This window comes from Alicyclobacillus sp. CIJ1, assembly GCF_057538885.1.
Genome location: NZ_BAAJPH010000067.1, coordinates 16169 through 37822 on the forward strand (window position 1 = coordinate 16169; position 21654 = coordinate 37822).

The 21654-nt window shown below is 54.4% G+C and carries 26 protein-coding genes; 22 read left to right on the forward strand and 4 right to left on the reverse strand.

Annotated elements, in window-relative coordinates; genetic code table 11:
- Positions 1 to 49 precede the first annotated feature (49 nt).
- The 17 genes from AC27E8_RS03505 to AC27E8_RS03585 all read left to right on the forward strand — a co-directional run bounded on the left by AC27E8_RS03505 (position 50) and on the right by AC27E8_RS03585 (position 14024).
- The gene (locus tag AC27E8_RS03505) at positions 50 to 550 is read left to right on the forward strand and encodes a hypothetical protein (protein WP_487098599.1); all 501 of its coding nucleotides are present in this window, start codon (positions 50 to 52) and stop codon (positions 548 to 550) included.
- A gap of 44 nt (positions 551 to 594) precedes the next feature.
- Complete coding sequence (locus tag AC27E8_RS03510; RefSeq protein ID WP_487098598.1) at positions 595 to 930, forward strand: hypothetical protein; 336 nt, start codon at positions 595 to 597, stop codon at positions 928 to 930.
- On the forward strand, positions 927 to 1646 hold the full coding sequence (locus AC27E8_RS03515) for a replication-relaxation family protein (protein ID WP_487098597.1): 720 nt from the start codon (positions 927 to 929) through the stop codon (positions 1644 to 1646). Before AC27E8_RS03510 ends, AC27E8_RS03515 begins: the two co-directional genes overlap by 4 nt.
- Positions 1647 to 1747: 101 nt before the next feature.
- Positions 1748 to 2218: a hypothetical protein gene (locus AC27E8_RS03520; protein WP_487098596.1), complete on the forward strand. Its 471-nt coding sequence runs from the start codon at positions 1748 to 1750 to the stop codon at positions 2216 to 2218.
- Positions 2219 to 2226: 8 nt separating this feature from the next.
- Positions 2227 to 3255: an Ig-like domain-containing protein gene (locus AC27E8_RS03525; RefSeq protein WP_487111333.1), complete on the forward strand. Its 1029-nt coding sequence runs from the start codon at positions 2227 to 2229 to the stop codon at positions 3253 to 3255.
- Positions 3256 to 4106: 851 nt separating this feature from the next.
- Positions 4107 to 4379 carry an HU family DNA-binding protein gene (locus tag AC27E8_RS03530; protein WP_487098594.1) on the forward strand — a complete coding sequence of 91 codons (273 nt, stop codon included), beginning with the start codon at positions 4107 to 4109 and terminating at the stop codon, positions 4377 to 4379.
- Entirely contained in the window at positions 4379 to 5338 is a 960-nt protein-coding gene (locus AC27E8_RS03535; protein WP_487098593.1) for a hypothetical protein, read from the forward strand. Before AC27E8_RS03530 ends, AC27E8_RS03535 begins: the two co-directional genes overlap by 1 nt.
- 101 nt (positions 5339 to 5439) lie before the next feature.
- Positions 5440 to 6597 carry a CpaE/TadZ family protein gene (locus AC27E8_RS03540; protein ID WP_487098609.1) on the forward strand — a complete coding sequence of 386 codons (1158 nt, stop codon included), beginning with the start codon at positions 5440 to 5442 and terminating at the stop codon, positions 6595 to 6597.
- 39 nt (positions 6598 to 6636) lie between these two features.
- A complete protein-coding gene (locus AC27E8_RS03545; RefSeq protein WP_487098592.1) occupies positions 6637 to 7134 on the forward strand; it encodes a hypothetical protein in 498 nt (165 codons plus the stop codon).
- 26 nt (positions 7135 to 7160) lie between these two features.
- Positions 7161 to 8180: a ParM/StbA family protein gene (locus AC27E8_RS03550; RefSeq protein ID WP_487098591.1), complete on the forward strand. Its 1020-nt coding sequence runs from the start codon at positions 7161 to 7163 to the stop codon at positions 8178 to 8180.
- A 2-nt stretch (positions 8181 to 8182) separates the two neighbouring features.
- Positions 8183 to 8782 (forward strand): EAL domain-containing protein, encoded by a 600-nt coding sequence (locus AC27E8_RS03555; protein WP_487098590.1) that lies wholly within the window; start codon positions 8183 to 8185, stop codon positions 8780 to 8782.
- Positions 8779 to 9279 carry a hypothetical protein gene (locus AC27E8_RS03560; RefSeq protein WP_487098589.1) on the forward strand — a complete coding sequence of 167 codons (501 nt, stop codon included), beginning with the start codon at positions 8779 to 8781 and terminating at the stop codon, positions 9277 to 9279. The genes AC27E8_RS03555 and AC27E8_RS03560 overlap by 4 nt, the downstream gene beginning before the upstream one ends.
- Complete coding sequence (locus AC27E8_RS03565) at positions 9263 to 10414, forward strand: MinD/ParA family ATP-binding protein (RefSeq protein ID WP_487098588.1); 1152 nt, start codon at positions 9263 to 9265, stop codon at positions 10412 to 10414. Before AC27E8_RS03560 ends, AC27E8_RS03565 begins: the two co-directional genes overlap by 17 nt.
- Positions 10404 to 11243 carry a CpaB family protein gene (locus tag AC27E8_RS03570; RefSeq protein ID WP_487098587.1) on the forward strand — a complete coding sequence of 280 codons (840 nt, stop codon included), beginning with the start codon at positions 10404 to 10406 and terminating at the stop codon, positions 11241 to 11243. Before AC27E8_RS03565 ends, AC27E8_RS03570 begins: the two co-directional genes overlap by 11 nt.
- A 60-nt stretch (positions 11244 to 11303) precedes the next feature.
- The gene (locus AC27E8_RS03575; protein ID WP_487111335.1) at positions 11304 to 12680 is read left to right on the forward strand and encodes a TadA family conjugal transfer-associated ATPase; all 1377 of its coding nucleotides are present in this window, start codon (positions 11304 to 11306) and stop codon (positions 12678 to 12680) included.
- A gap of 16 nt (positions 12681 to 12696) precedes the next feature.
- A complete protein-coding gene (locus AC27E8_RS03580) occupies positions 12697 to 13587 on the forward strand; it encodes a type II secretion system F family protein (RefSeq protein ID WP_487098583.1) in 891 nt (296 codons plus the stop codon).
- Between the two features lie 89 nt (positions 13588 to 13676).
- Complete coding sequence (locus tag AC27E8_RS03585; protein ID WP_487098582.1) at positions 13677 to 14024, forward strand: hypothetical protein; 348 nt, start codon at positions 13677 to 13679, stop codon at positions 14022 to 14024.
- A 222-nt stretch (positions 14025 to 14246) separates the two neighbouring features.
- Here the strand turns inward: AC27E8_RS03585 and AC27E8_RS03590 are convergent, their stop codons facing one another.
- Positions 14247 to 15686 carry an RNA-guided endonuclease InsQ/TnpB family protein gene (locus AC27E8_RS03590; protein ID WP_487098581.1) on the reverse strand — a complete coding sequence of 480 codons (1440 nt, stop codon included), beginning with the start codon at positions 15684 to 15686 and terminating at the stop codon, positions 14247 to 14249.
- A gap of 58 nt (positions 15687 to 15744) precedes the next feature.
- Between AC27E8_RS03590 and tnpA the strand changes: the two genes are divergently transcribed.
- The 5 genes from tnpA (at position 15745) to AC27E8_RS03615 (ending at position 19849) form a co-directional block, all read left to right on the forward strand.
- A complete protein-coding gene (gene tnpA, locus AC27E8_RS03595) occupies positions 15745 to 16146 on the forward strand; it encodes an IS200/IS605 family transposase (protein WP_487111359.1) in 402 nt (133 codons plus the stop codon).
- Positions 16147 to 16366: 220 nt separating this feature from the next.
- Positions 16367 to 18049 carry an amidoligase family protein gene (locus AC27E8_RS03600; protein ID WP_487098579.1) on the forward strand — a complete coding sequence of 561 codons (1683 nt, stop codon included), beginning with the start codon at positions 16367 to 16369 and terminating at the stop codon, positions 18047 to 18049.
- Between the two features lie 64 nt (positions 18050 to 18113).
- Positions 18114 to 18584, forward strand: coding sequence for a gamma-glutamylcyclotransferase family protein (locus AC27E8_RS03605; protein WP_487098578.1), 471 nt, complete (start codon positions 18114 to 18116; stop codon positions 18582 to 18584).
- Positions 18562 to 19380 (forward strand): hypothetical protein, encoded by an 819-nt coding sequence (locus tag AC27E8_RS03610; protein ID WP_487098577.1) that lies wholly within the window; start codon positions 18562 to 18564, stop codon positions 19378 to 19380. Before AC27E8_RS03605 ends, AC27E8_RS03610 begins: the two co-directional genes overlap by 23 nt.
- 217 nt (positions 19381 to 19597) lie before the next feature.
- On the forward strand, positions 19598 to 19849 hold the full coding sequence (locus AC27E8_RS03615; RefSeq protein WP_487098576.1) for an AbrB/MazE/SpoVT family DNA-binding domain-containing protein: 252 nt from the start codon (positions 19598 to 19600) through the stop codon (positions 19847 to 19849).
- Positions 19850 to 19880: 31 nt separating this feature from the next.
- Here AC27E8_RS03615 and AC27E8_RS03620 read toward each other — a convergent pair whose 3' ends face one another.
- The 3 genes from AC27E8_RS03620 to AC27E8_RS03630 form a co-directional block, all read right to left on the reverse strand.
- Positions 19881 to 20459 carry a hypothetical protein gene (locus tag AC27E8_RS03620; protein ID WP_487098575.1) on the reverse strand — a complete coding sequence of 193 codons (579 nt, stop codon included), beginning with the start codon at positions 20457 to 20459 and terminating at the stop codon, positions 19881 to 19883.
- Between the two features lie 3 nt (positions 20460 to 20462).
- Positions 20463 to 20717, reverse strand: a complete 255-nt coding sequence (locus AC27E8_RS03625; protein WP_487098574.1) for a hypothetical protein — start codon at positions 20715 to 20717, stop codon at positions 20463 to 20465.
- Between the two features lie 118 nt (positions 20718 to 20835).
- Complete coding sequence (locus tag AC27E8_RS03630) at positions 20836 to 21114, reverse strand: hypothetical protein (protein WP_487098573.1); 279 nt, start codon at positions 21112 to 21114, stop codon at positions 20836 to 20838.
- Positions 21115 to 21654 lie beyond the last annotated feature (540 nt).

Here is a 21654-nt window from a genome sequence, read left to right on the forward strand (position 1 = left end):
AAACCAATTAAGAATGGTTGCTAGGGCAAAAGCACAGGAGGCAGAAAATATGAAAAGCAATAAGTGGAATTCAATCAAAAGTGTTGCGTGTTCTGATCCGTTGCTTGGCGTAATTATCAACGGTTGCTTTTTAATGGCTGCTTCGACGTGCGTATTTCTCATCGACGAAACCCTCTTCCGCCTTGCGTATCATTGGTCATGGATTGTGAAACAGGATATAGAAATATCGGCGTGGATTTTCAAACTCACATGGCTAGAAAACCTAGCCTGGGCGATATTGGGTGCGGTTTTGTGGATTGGCGACGCCAAAAAAAGATGGTTCAACTCGGCAAATATGTTCATCGGTTTTTTAATGATACAAGCATCAGGATTACCTTTGGCTTTATTGTCTTCTTCATGTCCCATCAATCAAGTGCTTTTTTGTTTCGAATACCTCTTCATGTGTAACGTTTTCATTTGGGGGGTATTTCTTATTGTCGATCTGATTTCAGATTCACCGGTTCTTCGTCGGGTACGAGAAAAATGTTTGCACAGGATCAAGTGCACGTAAAGCCCTTTTTGCCTTACATCTCTTCACTAAGCGAGGAAGGAACGATGATGCCTGAAGAACCACAGATTTGGCATGTGAAGCCTTACACGCTTCACATCTATATCCGGGATCCGACTCTGATTGCGTGGATACAAAGTCTCCCAACCCGTCATCGCTCGCGAGCAATCGAGGCGGCACTGCGTCGCGGATTGGATCGCTCGCCTTTTGAGTGGGATCACCTTCACATAGACGAGTTGGCGAAACGCATCGCGAATGAAGTTGCTGTCATATTGCAAGCGCAAGGCCTCGCTATGGCGGTTGAACAGCCACAACCGCTCAAGACACCTGAGATCCCGCGTAACCCCGTGACAGATTTCTTAAAGAGGTGGGATCTGGATTGATTCTGGAGTGGCGTGACAATGATTTTCCTCCTGAACAGAAGTTACTTGGTGTGGTGTATGACGCAGGCGTGATCCTACGGGAAGACGCCCAATTTCTTCTCGCATGGAATCCGAGCACATTCAGTAAGTACGTTCGACGCCTAAGACAAGCTCATTCTGAGCCCCTTCTTCGGGGCGGTTGGTTGATGAATCGTACGGCCTACGCGTACTTTCTCACAGAAGCAGGTGTGCGATATGTACATCACATGTTAGGGATCGACGCAAAGCCGATCACCATGGAAGCGCAATGGTCACATGCGTTGGGGCTCAACGCCATCTTGATGCGTTACCTGCGAAAGCACGGATTTGACGGGGTGAGGTGGTTTAACACAAGAGAAGCCAGTGATGAACTATGGTTTTTGCGTAAGCTGACCACGCACGCCACTGACGCCGATTTGCGTGCAACCGCGATTCGCCCAGACGCGTCCTTGCGTACGCCTTTAGGGTTTTGGTGGGTGGAGTTTGACAACGCGACGGAGACGTCGCGTCAATTGTGGCGCAAGTTCCAATTATATGTCACCAATCTTTCTGAACTAGATGAGTCTTTCCGTCGCGTGGTTTGGGTGACGAAGAACGAGGCGAGAAGGCGAAGCATGGAAATGATCTGGGCCAGGATGCCGAGCAACGACGTGAATATGCGCTTTTTCGTAGAAGGAGAAGAAGACTTTGAAATTTAACATTCAATACAATGACGATGCAATTACTGTATAAAAACCGTATATTCACTGTGCAATTATGGTGTTCCAAGGATGGTCTCAAAAGCCGGAGTGATGCTGCGTTGCGAACTGAATTGGTTCTGCTAGAATTCAATGCCTGCGCCATGACGTTGCTTATGGCTTTCTGCGCGGTGACGGATATTCTGTACCGACGTGTAAGCGAAACGGGACTGATCGCATTCACGATCTTCATGCTCGTTGCAGACGCTACGTGGCTCCATGCCGCCTGGTGGTTCCTGTTATCCATGTGCCTGTTTGGCATCGGACTTGGTGCCCTTTGGTGGTGCGTGGATCATGGCCATGCGCTCGGCGATGCTGAAATGGTGGGGTTGATGGGCGTAGGACTAGGTCTGTTGGCCCTTGTTCCGTTATTGATCGGGCTTGTCGCTGCACTGGTGTCTCGTCCTTTATGGCCGGTGCTTGCAGGCCCTCATGTTCCAACGGAAGAACGAGACCTGGCGCCGCTTGGCGTCTATTTCTTTTTTGGGGCCGCTTTAACAACCACTCTATTTCTGGTCGTTGTACGACCATAACTCTGGGGGTGGCAAATTTGAAAACCTGGCGTTGGAGACGAGCGGGGCCTGAAAACATGCCGCCTCGTCTGTTGATCATGATCGCCGTGATGACCATGAGTTTCGCAGGCATTGCGGCTTACTGGGTGTTGGGAGCAAACGGGTTATCACAAGTTACGCAGGAGCTTGACCAAGCTGGTTACATGCTATGGGGAAAACACGGCACGGCATACACCGTGAGCGTCAATGAGGGCAATGTGAACGTCATCGAGACAGGCGTCATTGGCATGACGCTGACACTCACTGGAACACCGACGGAAGTATTAGCTGGGCAATCTGCCACGTTGACAGGCAACGCAAGCGAATCCACAAACGGATACGAGTTGGGGATCTACGATGAAACGACGGGGCAGTGGATCACGGGCGGCAGTGGACAATCGATTTCGGCCACGGTGAGTCAACAAACGCCAGGCACCCATACGTATGTGTTGTACCTCGGGACGTCAGGTGGCGCACCGATTCAATCGTCGCCCCCCGTCCAAATTACGTGGGAATCTTTCCAAGTCAGTATTCAAGCGTCTCCGTCACCTGCGAATATCGGGCAGACGATTACAGTGAGCGGTCAGGTCACGGCAAATGGCAGCGGCGTGGCCAATATCCCCGTGTCGTTGCAGGCAAGCGGCGGGAACTTGGCAGCGGCCAACGTCACGACCAATGCGCAGGGGCAGTGGTCGACGACGTTTTCGGCAACGACAGCAGGTACATACACGATCACGGCGTCAGTCTATGGTCAAAGTTCGACCACAACAGTGCAAGTGCAGGGCGCAACGTCCGTAACGCTTACCGCGACGCCGGTTTCGACAGCGCCGGGTAACACGAGCGTGACGCTCACAGCCCAGGCGAATGCGCCGCTTGCGCCCAACCAGACCTTGTCTATTGTGGATGTCACGACAGGTCAGACGATTGCGGGGCCATCTTCGCAACAGACTTTGACGACGACGTACACCTTGGCCCAGGGCGCGACCAACCAGTTCATCGCGTATCTCAATACCAACTGAGCCGCCGACGGGCGGCTTGTGTTCGGCTTGCCTTCCATCTGGGTATGCCATAGAGGTGAAAGGAGGACAAAAATGGGGTTTTATGATCCATTTTTGTTGTCGATGATACATCAGTTTCGACAAATACGCACGAGGCATTTGCATCCCATTCTCACTCACGGTGATAGTTTGGTAGAATTAATTTTGTTTATAACTTTTTGGGTTGTGCTCTCTTTTCTTTTTATCCTTGCAATAGAACCAAACTCTTGCGACGAGGCCAGCAAGAATTGTGCTGAGGAAATAAATGTCAAGAATAAACACAAGAAAAAGAATAGATAAAATAAGCTCTGCCAAATTTCTGGGAGGGAACGGAATCAAAAACAACGTTGCCTTTCCTACCGAAATGGCGACCCACGTAGCCAATAAAGCGAAAGGAGTTCCAAGGACAAGTAGGTTAAGTTGTAATACTTTCTTTCTCATATAGAACTTTCTTTTACCAGAAGTATAGATAAATAATTCTGATAAAGATTGTATAAACCAACGGATCACTTCGAGCACCTACCTTATGAAAGGAGAATTCACATATGGTAGTTTTTAGTTCGTTGTTGGTTTTGGTGTGGGCAGTTTATTGTCGAATACACCACTTTAAAAAAGGCACCCCCGTATCGGTTATGAGTGTCGCTGCCCAATGGTATGCTCTGTTCTGGATTGCACTATTAACAGTAGTCTGGATTTTCTCGGGGATTTGGTTTTAAATTCGAAGTCTATCCGTTGCTGTCCTCCTATCAACAGTAAAAAGTTTGATTGTTGTCGCCAACGGGCGGCTTTTTTATTTTTGCATGCCAAGCCTTCATCTCATGGGGGGATGAATCATGAATAAATCGGAACTCGTCGCAGAAATCGCAGTACGGACGGGAATGAAACACAAGCAGGTGTGGCAAGCGCTCAATTCGCTCTGTGAAGTGGTCGCGGAGCGACTTCAGGCAGGCGAAGACGTGTGGTTGCCTCCTCTTGGCAAGTTTCGCTATGTTGTGCGAGCTCCTCGTCATGTTCGACATCCACACACAGGTGAAATCATGGAGGTTCCAGAAAGAGCGACGGTGACGTTTCTGCCGTCTCGCGCTTTGAAAGGACGTGTGAATTGATGAAGGTGTACTTGGCTTTAGGGGATACCTCTGCGGAAGCGTGGATTCATTCCACGCTTCCTGGCGTGGAATGGGTGGAGACGCCCGATGGGGCCGATCTCGCTTTGGTCACACAATTAGCGCACGCGAAGGCGGCTTTGCAGGCCAAGGTGCCAGTGAAGCTTGTGGCGGGCACGCAACAAATCGCGAAGAAAGCGCGGCAACTGGGACTCCCAGATGATCGCATCATGGTGGTTCCCGTCCTGAATCGACTCACGGCATCTCAAGTATTGGCTTTTTTGGTTCGCGACCTGGATTCGCCACCGGTGCGATACACACCTGCGCCGTTCAAGGTACAGGTGGTGTCGAGCCGACAGGCAGGCGGTACGTTTCTGGCCTGGAACCTCTTCCACGTGCTTGTGTCCCGCGGAGTGAAAGCGAAGCTTCTCAGCGCTTCCAGTGCCAGCCCGCTGGCGACGTGGGTATCGCCACCTTATCGCGACATGGTGTTCGGTACCACGGAGGCGGATGGAGGAGAGGTCTGGGTGATCGACACCTCCGACACCACAACGGAAGTGTCGGATGCGGACGCAGTGATCCTGGTGCAGGACTGCGATCCCGCGAAGGCTTTACCCGTCGTCAAAGATGAAACGTATTGGCTCGTGGTGAATCGCGTTCCCTATGGGCTTGAAGTGGGTTCAGAAGCGCACATGGTCATCCCTGATTTTGGCGCAGCAGCATATGAGGCCATGACGACCGGGATCCCTGTGGCAGCAAAGCACACGACATTTGCCACGGCTTTGTGGGAGCTTTGGCTGGCCATCGACCAGTACGAGCACAACATCCGTTTGGACGTCACCGTGAACGAAGGTGACGGTGATGAAAGCGCCGAGGAGCAGCAGGGATTCGTCATGGATGACGACGCAGGCGATGACGAGATCCATACACCGGAAGTTGCTGGTTTCGTGTTAGACGAATGAGGAGGTGACGAAAGCGCATGCTGGCGCTTCTTTGTGCAGGCGGCGCAGAAGGGATCTTGGAGCAGTGCGACGGGATCCTGGATGTGCGACTCGTGACGGCGATGAGCGAGTTGCGACGGTACGTGGCCACAGGGTACGTGGAAGGCATTGTCGTCGACGCCAGATTGGGCGTCACGGAAGCTGTCCGACAGCGTGTGCCGCAGGTGCCCATTTACGAATTCACGCCACCATTTGATCTGGCGGCGGTGATGCGATGGGAAGAGCAGTTGCGCATGCGTCGACATGCATCTGAAACGTCGGTGCCTTCGCAAACCACAACGGAGAATGCGACAAGTTCCACGTCGGAACCTATCGCTTCGAATCCAACGCCATCACTGCCAACTTCATCGCCGGAAGTGTTGACCAAGGTCACAACTGAGAACGTTTCGCAAACTGAGCGTTCGTCGTTATCTAGCGCATCGGGAACATCTCCACCGCATCATCCCATCGAGGAACTTCGACGAACATCGAGACCTGCCGTGCGTAGACGCGTCATTCCAGTGTTGATGCTCGACAGTCCCAAGGGCGGCGCTGGAAGGTCAACGCTCGGCGCGCACACAGCGTACTACGCAGCGCTAAAAGGCAAACGCGTGGCCGTGATTGATTTGGACGTCAATGGTGACATTGCACAAAAGTTTGGTTTCACAGATGCGCAGGATGTGCGCGGCTGGCGCGGTGGGTCGGTGGATGAAGCCGTGCGGGACGGTGTGTGCCTCGTGCACGAATCAGGTCTTCACATCTTCCCGTCGCCGCAAAGCCCCGAAGTGGTGCTTCAGTCACCGGACGATGCGGAGTACCTGGTGAATCTATGTCTCGAAGAAATGGATGTGGTGTTACTCGACATGCCACAAGGCTGGACGCCAATCCATCAGGCGGTGTTGCCGTACACCACGAAAGTCATGCTGGTGGTCAACCCCGCCGTCGACCAGTTAGCCAGAATCCAGGAACATGCAGACAAACTCGCGTTCTCGGGTCTAGACGCGTCTGGGGTGTCGGCCTTCGTCAACAAGTCCAAGCGTGTGCGTGCGGATGAACGCGCGATGCGGCAGTATCTGACGCCCTACACTGTGCGCGCTGTGGTCCCGTTTGATCCCACGATCGATAAACGAGGCGGACTGAACGGCAAACGCATTGTGCAGGCGATGAAGCCGTTTTGGGATGAAGTGTTTGAGTTTTCGGCAGTCAAAGCCAAACGCCGTTGGTTCGGCGCGCGCGCTTAATGCCATGCAGTCCTCATTTGGTTAAAGGAGGAGCGAGACATGAAACGGGCCGTCCTTAGTGCATGGATTGGTGGAGCGTGGCTGTTGGCGTTTGCCCCCGTCGCAAGCGCGCAAACGGTTCAAAGCAACACCGTTACGGTCACGGCGGGGCATTACGTGCAAACGGGCACTGAACAGGTGCCTGAAACCGTCGCTGTGCCTGAGCAGCAATGTCAGATGGTCACCGTGCCGGAAGAGGTTACATATCAGACGCAGGATATCGAGTTTTATCAGATGGACTGGAATACGATGGTTCTTGGTTCCCTGGAATATTCCGGACCCGTTACGTGGTCCAACGGGGAATATCCCAACGGATGCATAGCGTATCGCGACATGACGAATCAGACGCAGACGGGATACTGTGTCACCATAGGAGCGATAACGAGCTCTACCGTGATAAACTATGTTGCCCAACAGGAATGCCAGACGGTGTACGTGCAACAAATGCAATACGTAACTCAACCGACCTACACGTGGGTTCCAACAAGCGTGTCCTGATGCGTGTGATGAGAGGGGAGAAACCGATGATTGTGGGTGTGGATCTGGGATACGGGTGGATCAAAGCCACGAACGGGGAGCGGCAGATACGCTTTCCCGCGGTGATTTGCGATGCGCATGAGCTCATCATGGCGGACTTGTTCCAATCGCCGGAGTACGAAGCATTCATAGAGACAGCTTCAGGAACTCGGCGAGTGTTTGTGGGGGAATTGGCGAGGCGTGAGGGCGTGACGGCGCTGAATCTCGCGACGAAGAAGTACGAGGACGGGGATACGGAGGCCCTGTGGCTGGTGACGCTCGCACTCCTGGCGCAGGAAGGAGAGCCGCTGCATGTCGTGACAGGTCTGCCGCTCGCGCACTTCGAATCGCAACGGGAAGCGTTGAAGGAGCGCCTGCTCCACCTGCGCGGACGAGTGACCGTGCAGGATCGAACCATGGAGGTCGCGCCGCAAAGCGTGCGCGTGATCCCGCAGGCAATGGGGGCGATGATCGGGACGTTGCTCGACCCGACCACGCTCGAGTTACGGAATCCGGCGTGGATCGACCAAGGAGGCTATCTCTTGCTGGTGGATGTAGGCACGCGTACCACGGGGTTTGTCACATTCGAGACCAAACCCGAGTTGCGACTCATCAGCCGCTTGTCGGATTCAGTGGACGTCGGCGTTCACGATTTATATTTGGCGCTCGCCGGGATCTTTCGTCAGCGAACGGGGGAAACCCCTCCACTTTCCGATCCCATCTACGATGAACTTTACACACATGGAGAAGTTTACTACGGGGGACGGGTTGTATCCATCGAGCCCGAACGTTCTCGACACATGGAGCGCATGGGGCAGCTCATCGCGCGGCGCATCCAAGAACATCTAGGGGCGGATGCGATGAAACGTATTCACACGGTGTTTCTGGCTGGTGGAGGATACCGTCTGGCTCAGAATGTTCTCCAGCAAATCTTTCCACGGGTCTACGTTGTGCCCGATCCCCAACTCGCCAATGCTGAGGGCTATCGCTTGTATGGCTTGACACGCGAAGGGGGAGGCACGCCATGACCATGCGCCTTCAGCCCATCGTGCGCATTCCTCAGCGCACATGTGTCGGACACGAATTGCTCATCGCGCATCCGCGGGATACGTTGAATCTCGTAGCCCAAGCCGGATTGTTGGGGGAGTTGGACCGATACATTGTGCATACGGCGCAAAAACTTGCACAGGAGCGTCAGGCCTACGTCTTCGTCAACGTCACTTCGGAGCTCTTAAACGCGCGTTCTCTCCCCTTTGATCACAGAGATTCACTGCGCGGGTTGGTGCTTGAAATCACGGAACGCGGCCGCCTCGATGTGGAGGCGGTCGCGGCATATTTGGAACCCTTCCGAAAACGTGGGCTCGAAGTGGCTCTGGACGATCTGGGCACAGGTTACAACGGATTCTCAAGGTGGAGCGTCCTTCGTCCCGAGTGGATCAAAGCCACATGGAGCGAGGAACTGTTGGACTTTTTTCCAATGCTCATTGCAATGGCCCGTCGCTTAGGCGCGCGTTTCATTGTGGAGCGGGTTGAAATGCCGGAACAAGAATCGTGGCTCGTGGAACTCGGTGTGGAATATGGGCAGGGATTCTTATATGGACGACCGATCCCGCTGGGGGCGGTGTCATGAGAATCGTAGGGTTTGCGGGCTTCGCGAAAAGCTTCCTGGCATGGAATCTGGCAGGTGCCGTTGAACCGAGTGTGATTTACGCTGATCCACGTGCGCCGTATCGCGTGTGGAATCGCCATGTGCGTGTATACGAACAATGGCTGGATGTGAAGCGCCTACAACCTCAGCCTCTATTGGTCTGTGTGGATCATGAGGAACCCGACGTGACACCAGAGGTCGTAGTCTATGGCGTCACCCCCGATTTGGCGAGGATTCACAGAGCACTGCAAGCTGTTCGTCATGCAGAAAGACCGACTTTCTTGGTGTTGATCGGTTACGAAGAAACAGGCGTGCCGTGGATTTTTCCACGCGAATTTCAACCTTCGCTTGTGTTGCCATGGGATATGCGGCAAGCGACGTGCGCCATGGTCGGGGAACCCCTCACCCAACGCGATCCGATATGGCGACACAAATTTGAGACCTTGTGGAGCGTGATTCGCGATGTGGCTCGTGTGTGACCACGATCCGGTGCGTGCGGAGCGATTGCGAAAATACTTGGAAAAACAAGGTGTCCAAGTGAAGATTGCCACAAAGGAAGAGGAGATCCCGAACACCTGGGCTGAGGGGAAATTGGCGCTCTTTCTCGGAGGATGGAACCCAGCTACCGTGCAACACGTCAAGAACACGTTGGGCCTGCCAACACTTTACTGCACACTGGATACGTTGGCGCCCGAGCAATTTGAAGGCTTGCGGCAACAGGGATACGACGACGTGGTGCCCTATCCGCCCGCGGTGGAGTATGCACGTCGCTGGGAACGCGAGGTGAATACCGAGAATCCAACGACCTTGGCGAGTCTCGTGAAACGCCGAAAAACGACGTACACAGCGTATGTGGAATCCAAGCCCTTTCAACCACCTGCGCCAACGCCTCGCAGAGCCACCGTCATTTGCGTGACAGGGGTCAAGGGGGGTGTCGGAAAAACTACCATGGCAGTGCTGCTTGCCAATGCGATGGTCGCACGGGGAAAGCGGATCGTGGTCGCGGAACTCGACCCGTATGGAAACCTGGCCAATCTATTTCGTGTGGAACGCACGGTGACCGCAGACCGTTTCGAAACACTCCCAGACGTCTTGACTGATCCTGAGCTAGAGCAAAACATGTTGCGGACACCCGCAGGATGGTGGTTGATTCCCAAGGGAGATCGTCCGCTCGGATTAAGCAAAGACGGCGTGGCACGACTGATTCATCTCGTGGGACTGTATGCGGATGCGCTGATTCTGGATACCCATGCTGGGCACCTGATGTCGACCGTGGTGGCAATGCGCGAAGCCGATCGGGTGCTGGGCGTAACGACGGCGGATCGTACCACGTGGACCGATTTGCGCGCGTTCCTGCACATGAGTGAGCGTCCTGTGTATCTGGTGTTGAATCGCGTGCGTGAGCGTCCGCGAAAAGCCGCAGCCATCAGTGCATTTTTACAGAAGGAGATTGGCTTTCGGGTTGCGGCCATCGTCCATGAAGATGACACGCTTTACCAGCGCGTGCAACAAGGATTGACGCCGTTAGGTTCTCGCAAAACGAATGCTCGCATTCATCAGTTGATTCAAACACTCTCCATTTCGACGAAGGAGGCGAAATCGCATGAAGCGTAGTGCGTTTCTACTGACGGGCGTAGGACTTGCGTTGGCAGCAGGCGTGCTTTTTGCGGCAGGTTATCGACTGACAACCGCTACGGTGCCGGTGATCGCCGCCAACACATACATTCCCGCAGATACGCCAGTCGAGCCCAATGAACTGACGACGATCGCCGTGCCGCGTCGTTTTGCGAAACAGGCCGGCCTTTTGAATATCTCACCCTCGCAATTGGCGGGACACTACTTGTCCGTCTCCACGGTGCCGGGTGAGCCCATTAGTGTGAACATGGTTGCGAATACCAACGACCTGCAAGCGCTGCTCAATCAATATGTGTCGATCCATCACACGCAGGGTGTGGTCATGAACTTCACCGCCAATTCTGCACTCGCCAATCTGGTGGAGCCCGGGCAAATGATCGCGCTGACGGTGACGCCGCAGGGGCAAAACGCGACGCCTCAGCTTTATCCGGTCTATGTACTGTCGGTGTTGGAACCGCAAACAAGCAACAACTCGACGTTCGGAGGAAACTCATCATCTTCCAAAGTACTCTATCTGTTCGTGCCTATGAACGAATATCCGGTGGTGGCCAGCGCCGTTCTGGCGGGTAATGCCCAGGTTGTGCTCTACCCGACGGGAATGACGCTCCCATCAACGGCAAACAGCGCATCGTCCGTCGCTCCCAATGCTCCACAGTCGATGCCGGGCACGAATACTGCCAATGCAACGGGCGAGACGAACACCACTGTAACCTCCAATCCCACAGCTCCTGTGGTGCCACCATCAGCGTCGAAGCCGCCAACGCCGAGGCTATCCTCTTCTGAACAACGCCCCGTGCATGCCAAGTAACCCATACATAGAAGGGCGGCTAGGATATGGCCGCCCTTTATGATGCGAGGAGGGTCATGAATGCCGAATCTCCAAGAAATTGAGCGCGTCCAAACGCAAATGGAACAAATGCTGAAAGAAGATCCACGTGATGACTTTTATCGTGAAGCGAGCGAACATCACAAAAAGTTGATGGCCGAAATCCGTCGGCGCCAGGAATGGTGGCGGGACTTGCCGCCTCGTCGCGCGGCCTACGCGTATTTGGGCAAGATTGCGGGCGGGCTCGGGATCCCTCCCAACTATCGTGAGTATGTCATTACCATGGCGCTCAACGATATGTACTCGTATGGTAAAATCCAACATCTGATCGATGATCCGCTCGTTTCGGACATTCAAATTTACGGAGATCATTTCACCTTCTACATCAAGGAAGGCAAGAGATACATATCCACTGAGGGGTACATGGATAACGAAGAAGTATTGACTTTTGTTCAGAAAAAGTTGTCAGGAACAAATTATCGATTTGACATGACCAATCCATCTACGGACGCCATTCTTCCGGACGGGTATCGGATGCATGTGGTGGGCGGACCTGCAGGATGGACACTGCCAGAAGACGAGGACGGGCGTCGGCTGGAGAAGGATTGTTTGATCGTGACAATTCGTAAACCGCTTCGGAATTTCACGTTGCAGGAACTTCTCTCGCTGCACGTCTTCGACGAGAAAATCTATCTGTTCTTTCAGTGGATGCAGCGCTTGGCGAGATCGTTTGTGGTGGTGGGTGGCACCGGTTCATCCAAGTCGACGCTGATGGCTGCGCTTTTGGGATTGATTCCGCCCGATCGAATGAGTTGCATTATTGAGGAAATGCCTGAACTCCAGCCTCTGTGCGCTTGGGCGGCAAGGTTGTATGAACGAGCGCCGAATGCGGAAGGTCGCGGTGCGGTACGCATGGCGCAACAGATCGTCAACACGCTGCGGATGATGTTCGACAACGTTTATATCGGTGAGGTTCGAACGAGCATCGTATTGTGGGAGTTCTTCCAAGCCGCGGCGACGGTGACGTATCAGACGGCAACAACCCTTCATGTGGCCGGATTCGCAAACGCTGGCGCAGCGATTCGGCGAATGGCAGCGTTGCTTTCGAGTCACGAATCCAGGCCATCGACTGCGATGGTGGGGGACCTGATTTCCATGAGTGTACGGCACATTATCAGCATGCGCTCAGTGCCGGAGCGCGGAGGCAAGCGTGTCGTGGAAATTGCGGAAGTCCTGCCGTATGAGCCGCGTGAACAGCGCATCCCCTACGTGACCCTTGCGAAGTGGGATCCGCGAACGGATAGTTGGGTGTTCCACGGAATAACTGAACAAATGGCTGAAGAAGCTGCGCTTCATGGCCATACGATCTCCGAGTTGCCGATCCTCGAAACCCCGAACGTGCAATACGTCTACTTATGACGGAGGGAGGGCAACCATGACTGGACAAATCGTTGGCATCCTTGTGGCGTTGGCCATGCTTTGTTTTTTTGTAGAAGCCGACCTGCGCCGCGCACAAGAGGAAGCGCTGTGGCTGGCTTCGATTCGGGAACGTTATCACGATCGAACATCGCGTTGGAAAAGTGCTCAAGCGATTCAGCAACTCAAGCGAGAAGCACAGGAGGCAGGTCTGCGTCTGCCACCTGTGCTCATGATCGCTGTGAGCGGTTTTATTGTGGGGGCCGCCGCACTGAGCTTGGCGGAACAATCGGCGTGGTTTGGTGTGCCTGTAAGCCTTGGACTCACGATTCTCGTCACCGTGCTCTTTATCCGATCTCGCGCCAAGAAGAGAAAATATCAGTTTCTCCAAGTGTTCGTCCGAGAAGCCATGCCCATCATCATCACCACGCTTCGCGCGACGGATCGCTTTGACGAGGCGTTGATGGACGTGACTCAGATTGCGCGTCATCCGACGCTTCGAAGAGAATTCCAACTTATGACTCAAAGTTGGCGCGGACTTCGTATCACACCGGAAGAAGCGTTTGTGTTGGCGGCAGAACGATGGGGCATCCAAGAACTCATTCAGTTGGCTCACGCAACGGCAGTCGCTACGAAGTATCAGGCTGATCGGGCCAAACTGTGGCTGAGGTTTCGAGATCAGATCGAACGCGACGAAGACAAGCGGCGAGTCCTTCGGGCCAAGACGTTGGCGGGCCGCCGCAACGGCTTGATCTACGCGGGACTCATGGTGTCGATGTTCGGCTTGGCATATCCGCGGGTACACCGGTATATGACCCCCTTTGCTCGAGACGGATTTTGGATTGTGTTGATCATTCTCATCGGTTGCACGTGGTGGATCTGGCGAATCGGCGAGGTGATGGAAGTTTGATATTGGAAAAAGGCAAATCTTATACACCGGTGCGAACTTCTACACGGTTGACACGGCATTACACCGTAACCGTTGAGGATGGCGTAGCCGTGATGCACCATGCGCCGTCCTCATGGTGGCCTTGGTATTGGATGGACAGAGACAAGTTTCAGCGAGAACGCCTGCGGGCATACCGAAAACTGGCGCAGAGCGGTCGGACGGACATCCGCGAAGTGCGCGGGTACAGTCTCTGGATTGACTACACCCGGGACGGGTTCCAGCAACACGAAGAGCCGGTACAGTTCTGGCGTGACCAGATGGGTCTCGTCTTTCTCTGGCTTTATAACGTCTACAACTGGCGCGTGCTGCGCATTCCGAAGCTCATGCGCTTGCTCCAGCGGGACTGTGTGCGTGTGGGCACGATGGACTGGGAAACGTTTGTCAAGCGATTTGGGTGAGCATGACTATGAATCTCCTCCGCCTGCCGCTTCGCGTCTAGGCGGAGGAGGATTATTCTTGAGTGTTTGTAGTTGGGAGGAAATCATATGCCCGTGTCGAATCATACCATCATCCCTTTTTCGGCGACTGAGCAGCGGAACGTATACATCCATGGTCTGATAGTTGGAGAATGTCGAAGCATTGTCGACGAAAATGAACCTCCTCCGCCTGCCGCTTCGCGTCTAGGCGGAGGTTTCCGCCGTCTCCAGCGGAACTTCCTGCTTCGTCGAGCCATGGCTAGCCTGCGCGGATGCAGACCCCACCAGAGGGCTCTCCACAGGCGTCACTTCGGACCGTTCCGGCCCTACGCTTCGAAATCGCACGTGCTTGGTACGCACGTGTCGTTCTTGGAGTTCTTGGCTGTATTGACCTGTGAGAATGAGTTCGACGCCGCGACGCGCGATATTGATCGCCGCATTGACATCCGCATTAGCCTGGTGCCCGCAGCGTAAGCAGCCAAACTCGGCTTGTGTTTTCCGGTTGTCTGGCGACGTGTAGCCGCACACGGCACACGCCTGCGAGCTGTAGGCTGGCGGAACCAACACGACGAGCTTCCCCGCGCGCCGCGCCTTGTATTGCGTGTAGCTCAGTACTTGCCCCCAAGCCGACGCGAGAATTGCACGATGGAGCCCTGCTTTTCGGCTTGCTCCGTTCGCCCGAAACCTACCTCGGGCGTCTTGGCGTGCCTGGGGACGCTTGGTCATGTTTTGAATTGGAAGGTCTTCGTAGACGTAAACTTGATAGCGTTCGTCTGCTACCAAATGATGACTGACCTGATGTGCATAGTCCCACCGAACATTCGCTTCGTAGGCGTTGTACCGTGCAGCGCGCGCGTATGCTTTCTGTTGGTTTTTGGAACCCTTTTGGCGGCGCGCGGCGCGGCGTTGCCACTTGACTTTCTGACGCCGAGCTTTGCGAATCCGCTCCTTTTGAATCGGGAGCAAATCAAACATGCGCCCATCCGACGTCACGAGTGGTTTCGCGACACCGCGATCGAGTCCAAGGGTCCATGACGCCAGCTCTTCTCGCGTGCGGTGCTGCAAGGTCTGAACCAACGTCCGTTCGTCGAACCCCTGCGCGTCGTCTTCACAAGAGAAGGAAACGTACCAACGCCCGTGATGAACTTTGATGTGAATGGATGCAGGGATGCCATGGGGGCGATGTGCGCGATACCGAAGTTCACCCACGGGAAACTTCTTTGTTCCAACTAACAGTCGATAGCGCAGGACTTCACCCGTTTGTGGATCAACCACAGGTTCAAAACGGAAAAGCTCCGAGGTAAGCCAAACCGATTGTTCGCCATGTTTGCGTTTGAACGTAGGACGCTTCGCTAAACCGCGCTGATAGCGAAGATACGCCTGTCGCCACAACGCCGCGCCATTGCGCAAGACGACCGATGGCACTTCGTTGAGGTACGCCGTCTGCTCGCTTTTGAACTGTTTGAAAGTCTGATCAATCGGGAGGGGCGTGCCCGTCAAGGCGAGCATCCGATCTCGGAAGCGACGATGATACCGTTCTTCCTGCACTTTGGCGTTGTAAATGACCCGTTGGCATCCGATCCAGCGAAGCAGAATCTGCTCCTGCTCCTTGGTCGGATACAACCGAAACCGGAAGCCAAGCATGTTCGCCCCTCCTTTCGAAGAAAGATGGATTCTATCGAAATATTATACAATAAGAAATATGAAACCTTCCACATCAAACCATGCTGTGTATTCTCTGCGGTTGCATGTCGTCTTTGTGACAAAGTACAGACGCAAATGCATCACACCGGAGATGTTGTGTGATCTGCGGGACATCTTTGCTCGGGTTTTAGAGGGATGGAAGTGCCGGCTCATCGAGTTTGGGGGTGAAGCGGATCACGTACACTTGCTGATCGAAATCCACCCGGCACTCCAAATCTCCACGCTTATCAACAACCTGAAGTCTGCAAGTTCGAGGCGAATTCGAAATCGCTATGCCGAACACTTAAGACGGTTCTATAGGAAGCCGGTGTTCTGGCACCGTGCATACTACGTTGGGAGCGTCGGACACGCCAGTCTTGAAGTGGTCAAGCGATACATCGAAGCACAAGGTAATAAGTAATCGCCCGCTTATCCCCCTCCTGGCGCTTCGCGCCTAGGAAGGGGAATGCGCGGGCGCAGTTTGTTCAGTGATGTAATGACAGCCGGTTGGTTATGGGATTTTGACGAGTATACCATGTATGCAGTTCTTATGAATCGAGTAAGAAAGATGGAAACTGTCGAGTAAAGCGAGTGTCTTTTATGCCCTCCACCTCTCCTTTACATGAAGGAGGGGTTTTTTTATGACCATCTGCGCCGTTTGCAGCAGACGTCTCACGCACCCTGTGTCCGTCGCGCGCGGCACCGGACCCGTCTGCGCCAAGCACGTGGCCGAGTTCATTGCCATGATCTCGGCTCAGACCGCCGAGCGCATTCGTCAGTCGTGGGCACGGCGTCGGGACGAAATGGTCGGCGTGAACGAGATGGCCATCGCGAACGCGAAAGCCCGGTTTCTGGCGAGGATTCGTCGACAGCCGACGGTGCCGACATACACCGGCATGATCGCAGACCAGTTCAGCAGAACTCGCGAGCAGGAAGAGGTGCTCGAGTTCCATCACTTCGCCGACGCCGCCGTGCAGGTGCACTCCGAGTCGGGGCGCGAGTACGTCGTGACCACTGACCGCACGGGTGCCGTGGCCGTTGCATGCTCGTGTCCGGATCATCAGCACCGCCATCGGGTGTGTCGGCACATGGAGGGCTACAACCGATTCGCCGCTGAACGCCGGATGGTCGAGCAGTCCGAAGCCGAGCGCCAGCGTGTCGCAGAGGCGATGAGGTCGGAGACAAGCTCTGAAGTGCCGCTTGAGACCACGAGCCGCGTGTCCGCCGCGCCGACGATCCTGACCCATATCGTCGACGGCGAGGTTGCGTGGGACCACGAGCGCGACCGTGCGCTTTACGCCTGGCACGAGTTGCACCGCCACGACGGCGTGTACATGAGCTGGGACGACGTGCGGTGGCAGGCGTTTCGTGAGACTGCTGCGACTTTAGAGGGCCTTGGCGAGTACGAGACGGAGCGTGTGCTGGATGAGTCGGGTCTCACCTTTGGGATTGAACTCGAAGTGGAGAACGTCAATCGCGACGAGCTAGCGCGCGAACTGTATGCTTATGGATTCTCAACTGAACGGAACCAACAATCGTACGGTACTCGTGTGAGTGAATCGACAGGCTGGGTCGTCAAGTATGACGGCAGCCTACATGATGGAGGTGAGATTGTCTCACCACCACTGCGCGACACACCGGAAACATGGGAAACAATGCGCAAAATCACAGAGATCGCGCAAAACTTGGGTGCTAAAACGGACCGACACACCGGCCTGCACATTCATATGAGCCACTCGATCCTCGACGACCGGGGTTATCGCTGGCAACGGCTTGCGCGTTACATGTACTGGTTTGGCAACGAGTACTACAAGATGGGCGCGGCGAGCGACCGTCATTCCGTCACCGAACACCGCGGTTTGCGGTACGCAGGACCGTTGCGCCTGCGCGACTTGCGTCAACTGCGCCGAAATGACACCGCGATGTCGGCTTCGCGCAAGTTGATTGGCTATCGCTGGCACGAAGACCGATACAAGATCGTTAACACGGCCAAGTTCGTGGAGCACAACGTCCCAACGGTGGAATTCCGATACCCGAATGGCTCGTTGGACCCGATCATCATCCAGCGCCAAATCCAGTTGGCGAACGCCACGGTGATGCAGGCAGCGTATCTGCGCAAACACATGCCTGGTGCTGAGCGTCTTCCGGCGCTTTTCCGCGGCGACAGTTCAGATGCGCTGGCCGAAGGAGCGGAAGGCCGCTTCCGTCAGTTCCTCGATACACTCGGTAGCGACCGTCTGCGTCGCATCGCGACAGGGCTATGGGTTCGAGGCGAAATTCCTCTCTTTTATCAAGAACAAACACATGTTGACAGCAGAGGATGACAGAAGTATACTCGACTCAAATCAAGGTGGAGATTCCAATCAAGGTAAAAGGAGGGCGGTGCGGATGATCTATTTTGCCTATGGAAGTTGCATGAACGAACGTGACTTCCGGCGGACGTGTCCGGCCGCCCAAATGCTCTATGACGACGCAATTTTGTTCGGACATCGATTGGCGTTCAACGGGTATTCGGCACATCGAAACGGCGGCGTGGCGAACATCGTCCCGGCGCGCGGGCACACGGTGCATGGGGTGTTGTGGTGGGTCCCGGATCGAGAAGTGAAACGACTGGACCGCCGCGAAGGCGCGCCGCATGTCTATCATCGATTGTTGGTGTTCGTCCGGTGCGCCGGGGAGTGGGAAGAAGCCGAGGCGTATTTTCTCGTTCATCCGTTGGCCTATGAGGTTGCGCCGTCAAATGAGTATGCGCAGCTTATTCTCAGCGGCATTGTCAATCCAACCTATCGACGCCGGATCGAACGGCACATCGCTAAATTAAGGGAGGAAGGCACGTATGGAGCAGCAATTACAGCCTAATGCGGAGGCGTTGATGCAGCGGATCATGGACGGCACATTCGACACTGCTTGGCGGGCGAAGTTCTGGACGCCACTCAGGGAAGGCGAGGTCCCCACGAAGGAGTACATGGTGAAGTTCCTCGATCGCGAGGCGGCGGAAACGCATTGCCCGGTGGGGATCCTGACCTACGTCATGGACTACCCGTTTTTCGACACGGACGACGAAATCACTCGCGCGCTGATGCGGCTGGAGATCGTCAAGCCCCTGCATCACGACATGACGATGGTGGGGATCCGTTCGAAGATTGTGTACGGACCAGTGCTGATTCTCGACAACACACAGCCGCCGCCCTATGCAGACCCGGAAGAGGCGGAGGAATACGAGGAGATGGAGTGGAGCGGCGAAGAAGTCGAGTGGAACATCTTCAACGACCGGACGCTCATCCAGTCCTTGATTAGCAACGGCGCGCTGATTGTGATGGAGCGTGCGGATGTGCACGTCCTGCGCGGCGACGCGGCGCTGCGGAAGGTCAAAGAGGGGCATTGCGGGAGCTGCCGTTACTGGCGGGACGGTCTCTGCACGGCGTACTACCAGCGAACCGGAGAAAACGCGCCCATTGGCCGCTCATGCACGGACTTCTATCCGCGGCCCGAGAAAGAAAAGTCACCCTCGGATCGATACGTGCTGTTAGAGGCGGACGACATCTACGTCCCACCGTATACGGCGAATGCATTGCTGGAGGCGGACGGCACCGAGACAGCGTGGCTCAAGGAACTGAAGCAGGAGATCCGCGACAAGGGTCTGAAGACGGACTGAGGTGAGAAGTTGTGTTTCATCACTACCATTCGTACTCCCATTATTCGTATCACCCGTTGCTCCACGAGTTTGGGCGTTCCGTCGTGCACGGGTTCGGTTGGGGCATCGGCTGGCAATTGGCGCGGCATTTGCCGTTTGCCCTATTGCTTCTCATTGTTGTCGTAGTAGGTGTAGGATGGTTCATGATGAGACGGAGATATTGAGGAGGAGAATTCGGATGCTTGTGACAGGGTACGTTCGGAAAGTCGATCATCTCGGGCGACTCGTGATCCCGAAGCGCCTGCGGAAGGACTTGGCCATTGGGCAAGATGATTCGATCGAGATCTACGTAGAGGGCGACACCGTCGTTCTGAGCAAGTACGAGCCCAAATGCGTGTTCTGCGGCGAGAAAGCCGAGAAGATCTTTCACGAGCGAGCCGTCTGCGCGGGGTGCTTGGAGGAGTTGAAGACGAAGAGTAAAGTAAGCTGAGACCTGTCCTTCATCGCAGGTCTCAGCTCACTTATCTAGATCGATTTTTGCGCATACTCAATGCCGGGTAATAGACCTTCTTGCCTAAAAACTCCGGATCTCGTTCTAATTCTTCCATAAGAGAATGGTCGACTGTAATTAAATCTAAGCCCCAATCTAGTTGGCAGCTTATATGGAATGCATCTTTCGCACCGTATGTAGAATTTGCCCAGCGATCAATGGCCGTGACAACTTCTTTGTCGCTTAACGTGACGAGTTCTACGGCCCCAGACATTAAAAGGTCACGAATCGGAGCGGCGTATAACATTCTCACATCCCTTCGGGCCACACGCCCAGTTCGTTCTTTATAATTTTGAACTAATCTATGTAAGCATTCGTTGATAATGTCATAAGTGATATAAAAGCGAGGACCATGAGAGGCATTATACACGTAATTCTCAAAGAAATCTTCTACAGCGTCATGCCACACATCGTCTTGGTCGAAATGAGCGATTAAGACACCAGCATCGATTAAGAGATCGGCCGTGAATGGCCGTGGAAGTTCATCATTAAAGCACACAGCAGTAGCGCCAATCGGATGGATTGGCGCTAAAGAACGACGCTGATTCACGTACTAATCTCTCTCCTTCTCTTCGGCTCGTTTTCGATGGATGTATTCGCTCAGCGTCTCTCCTTCTTCTCCATGCGGGATGATACCTGTCAAAAGACCGCTTGTCCTCTTCCATGCTTCAATTTGGGGATGTCGAATCCGATAACGTTCGGCTGGCTCAGCATGAACGCCGGTATCGATAGACGGTGTCATGCGAATCACCTTCTTCTTGCCCGCGTCTTTGCTATCATCGTAGTGATTTGCATGCCAAAAGTCCATAGTGCTCTTCCTCCAAATTGTGACCTTGTAAAGTGTATGAGGCTCAGAGCAACATATGTTCTTTTGGCGCGCATCCGAAAAGTCCAATATATAGAGGCCCGCGGTTCATGCGGGCCCTTCAATATCGCACGGCTTCCTCGACCTTGGCCATCCGCTCAAGCGGTACCTGGACGGAGGAGCCTTCCGCTGAACGCAGATACAACCTCGAATCCTTCACGAACGGCACGCCCTCGAGAACTTTGTCTCCAAGCTTGCTCTTGAGGGTGATCCGAATCGGAGTCTCCGCTTCAATCGCTTCGCCGATGAGAACGGAGATCTCGTGCCACTCCGCTTCGGTAAAACCGTTGATGCGAGGTTCGGGATCTTCGACGACGGTGGTCGGCTTCTTTTTGGGCATGACGTTCCCTCCCAAAAGAAGAGTGACTTTTGAGAAAATCATACCGTAGTCGGACTCGAAATGCAAACGTGTGTTCGTATATCAGGTGCGCTTTCGCTCAAGATACTCCAAGTGTTGCTGATGCAGTCGGGTGGTGAATTGGAGTAGCCAGGGGATGGTCGTCTCAATCAGGCGCTCGGACGAACCGTATCGGAAGCGCGGCCAACGGAAGGGGCACACGTTGGGCCTGCGACAGTGCTTCTGATCAGTTTCGTGTGGGGCTGATTCTGTGAGTATGGGAGTATGTGTATACAAACTGAAATCGATGGAGTATTATACAACTCCATAAATGGCAATGCCCCAGGGAACCTAGACGTCGAGTAACAAGAGAGTTACAATTCGATTGTGGGTTGAGTGGTTTTTCCTGAAATCTCTAGGTTCGAAATGCCCGCAATCGTGCGTTTTTGAGGGCCCTTGAGGTCTAGTGGATCGTTAATTTTAATCCTGGTGGGCCCACCACGGGTGCAGGACGCCCCGAAACGCCCGACGACGGGACGTTTC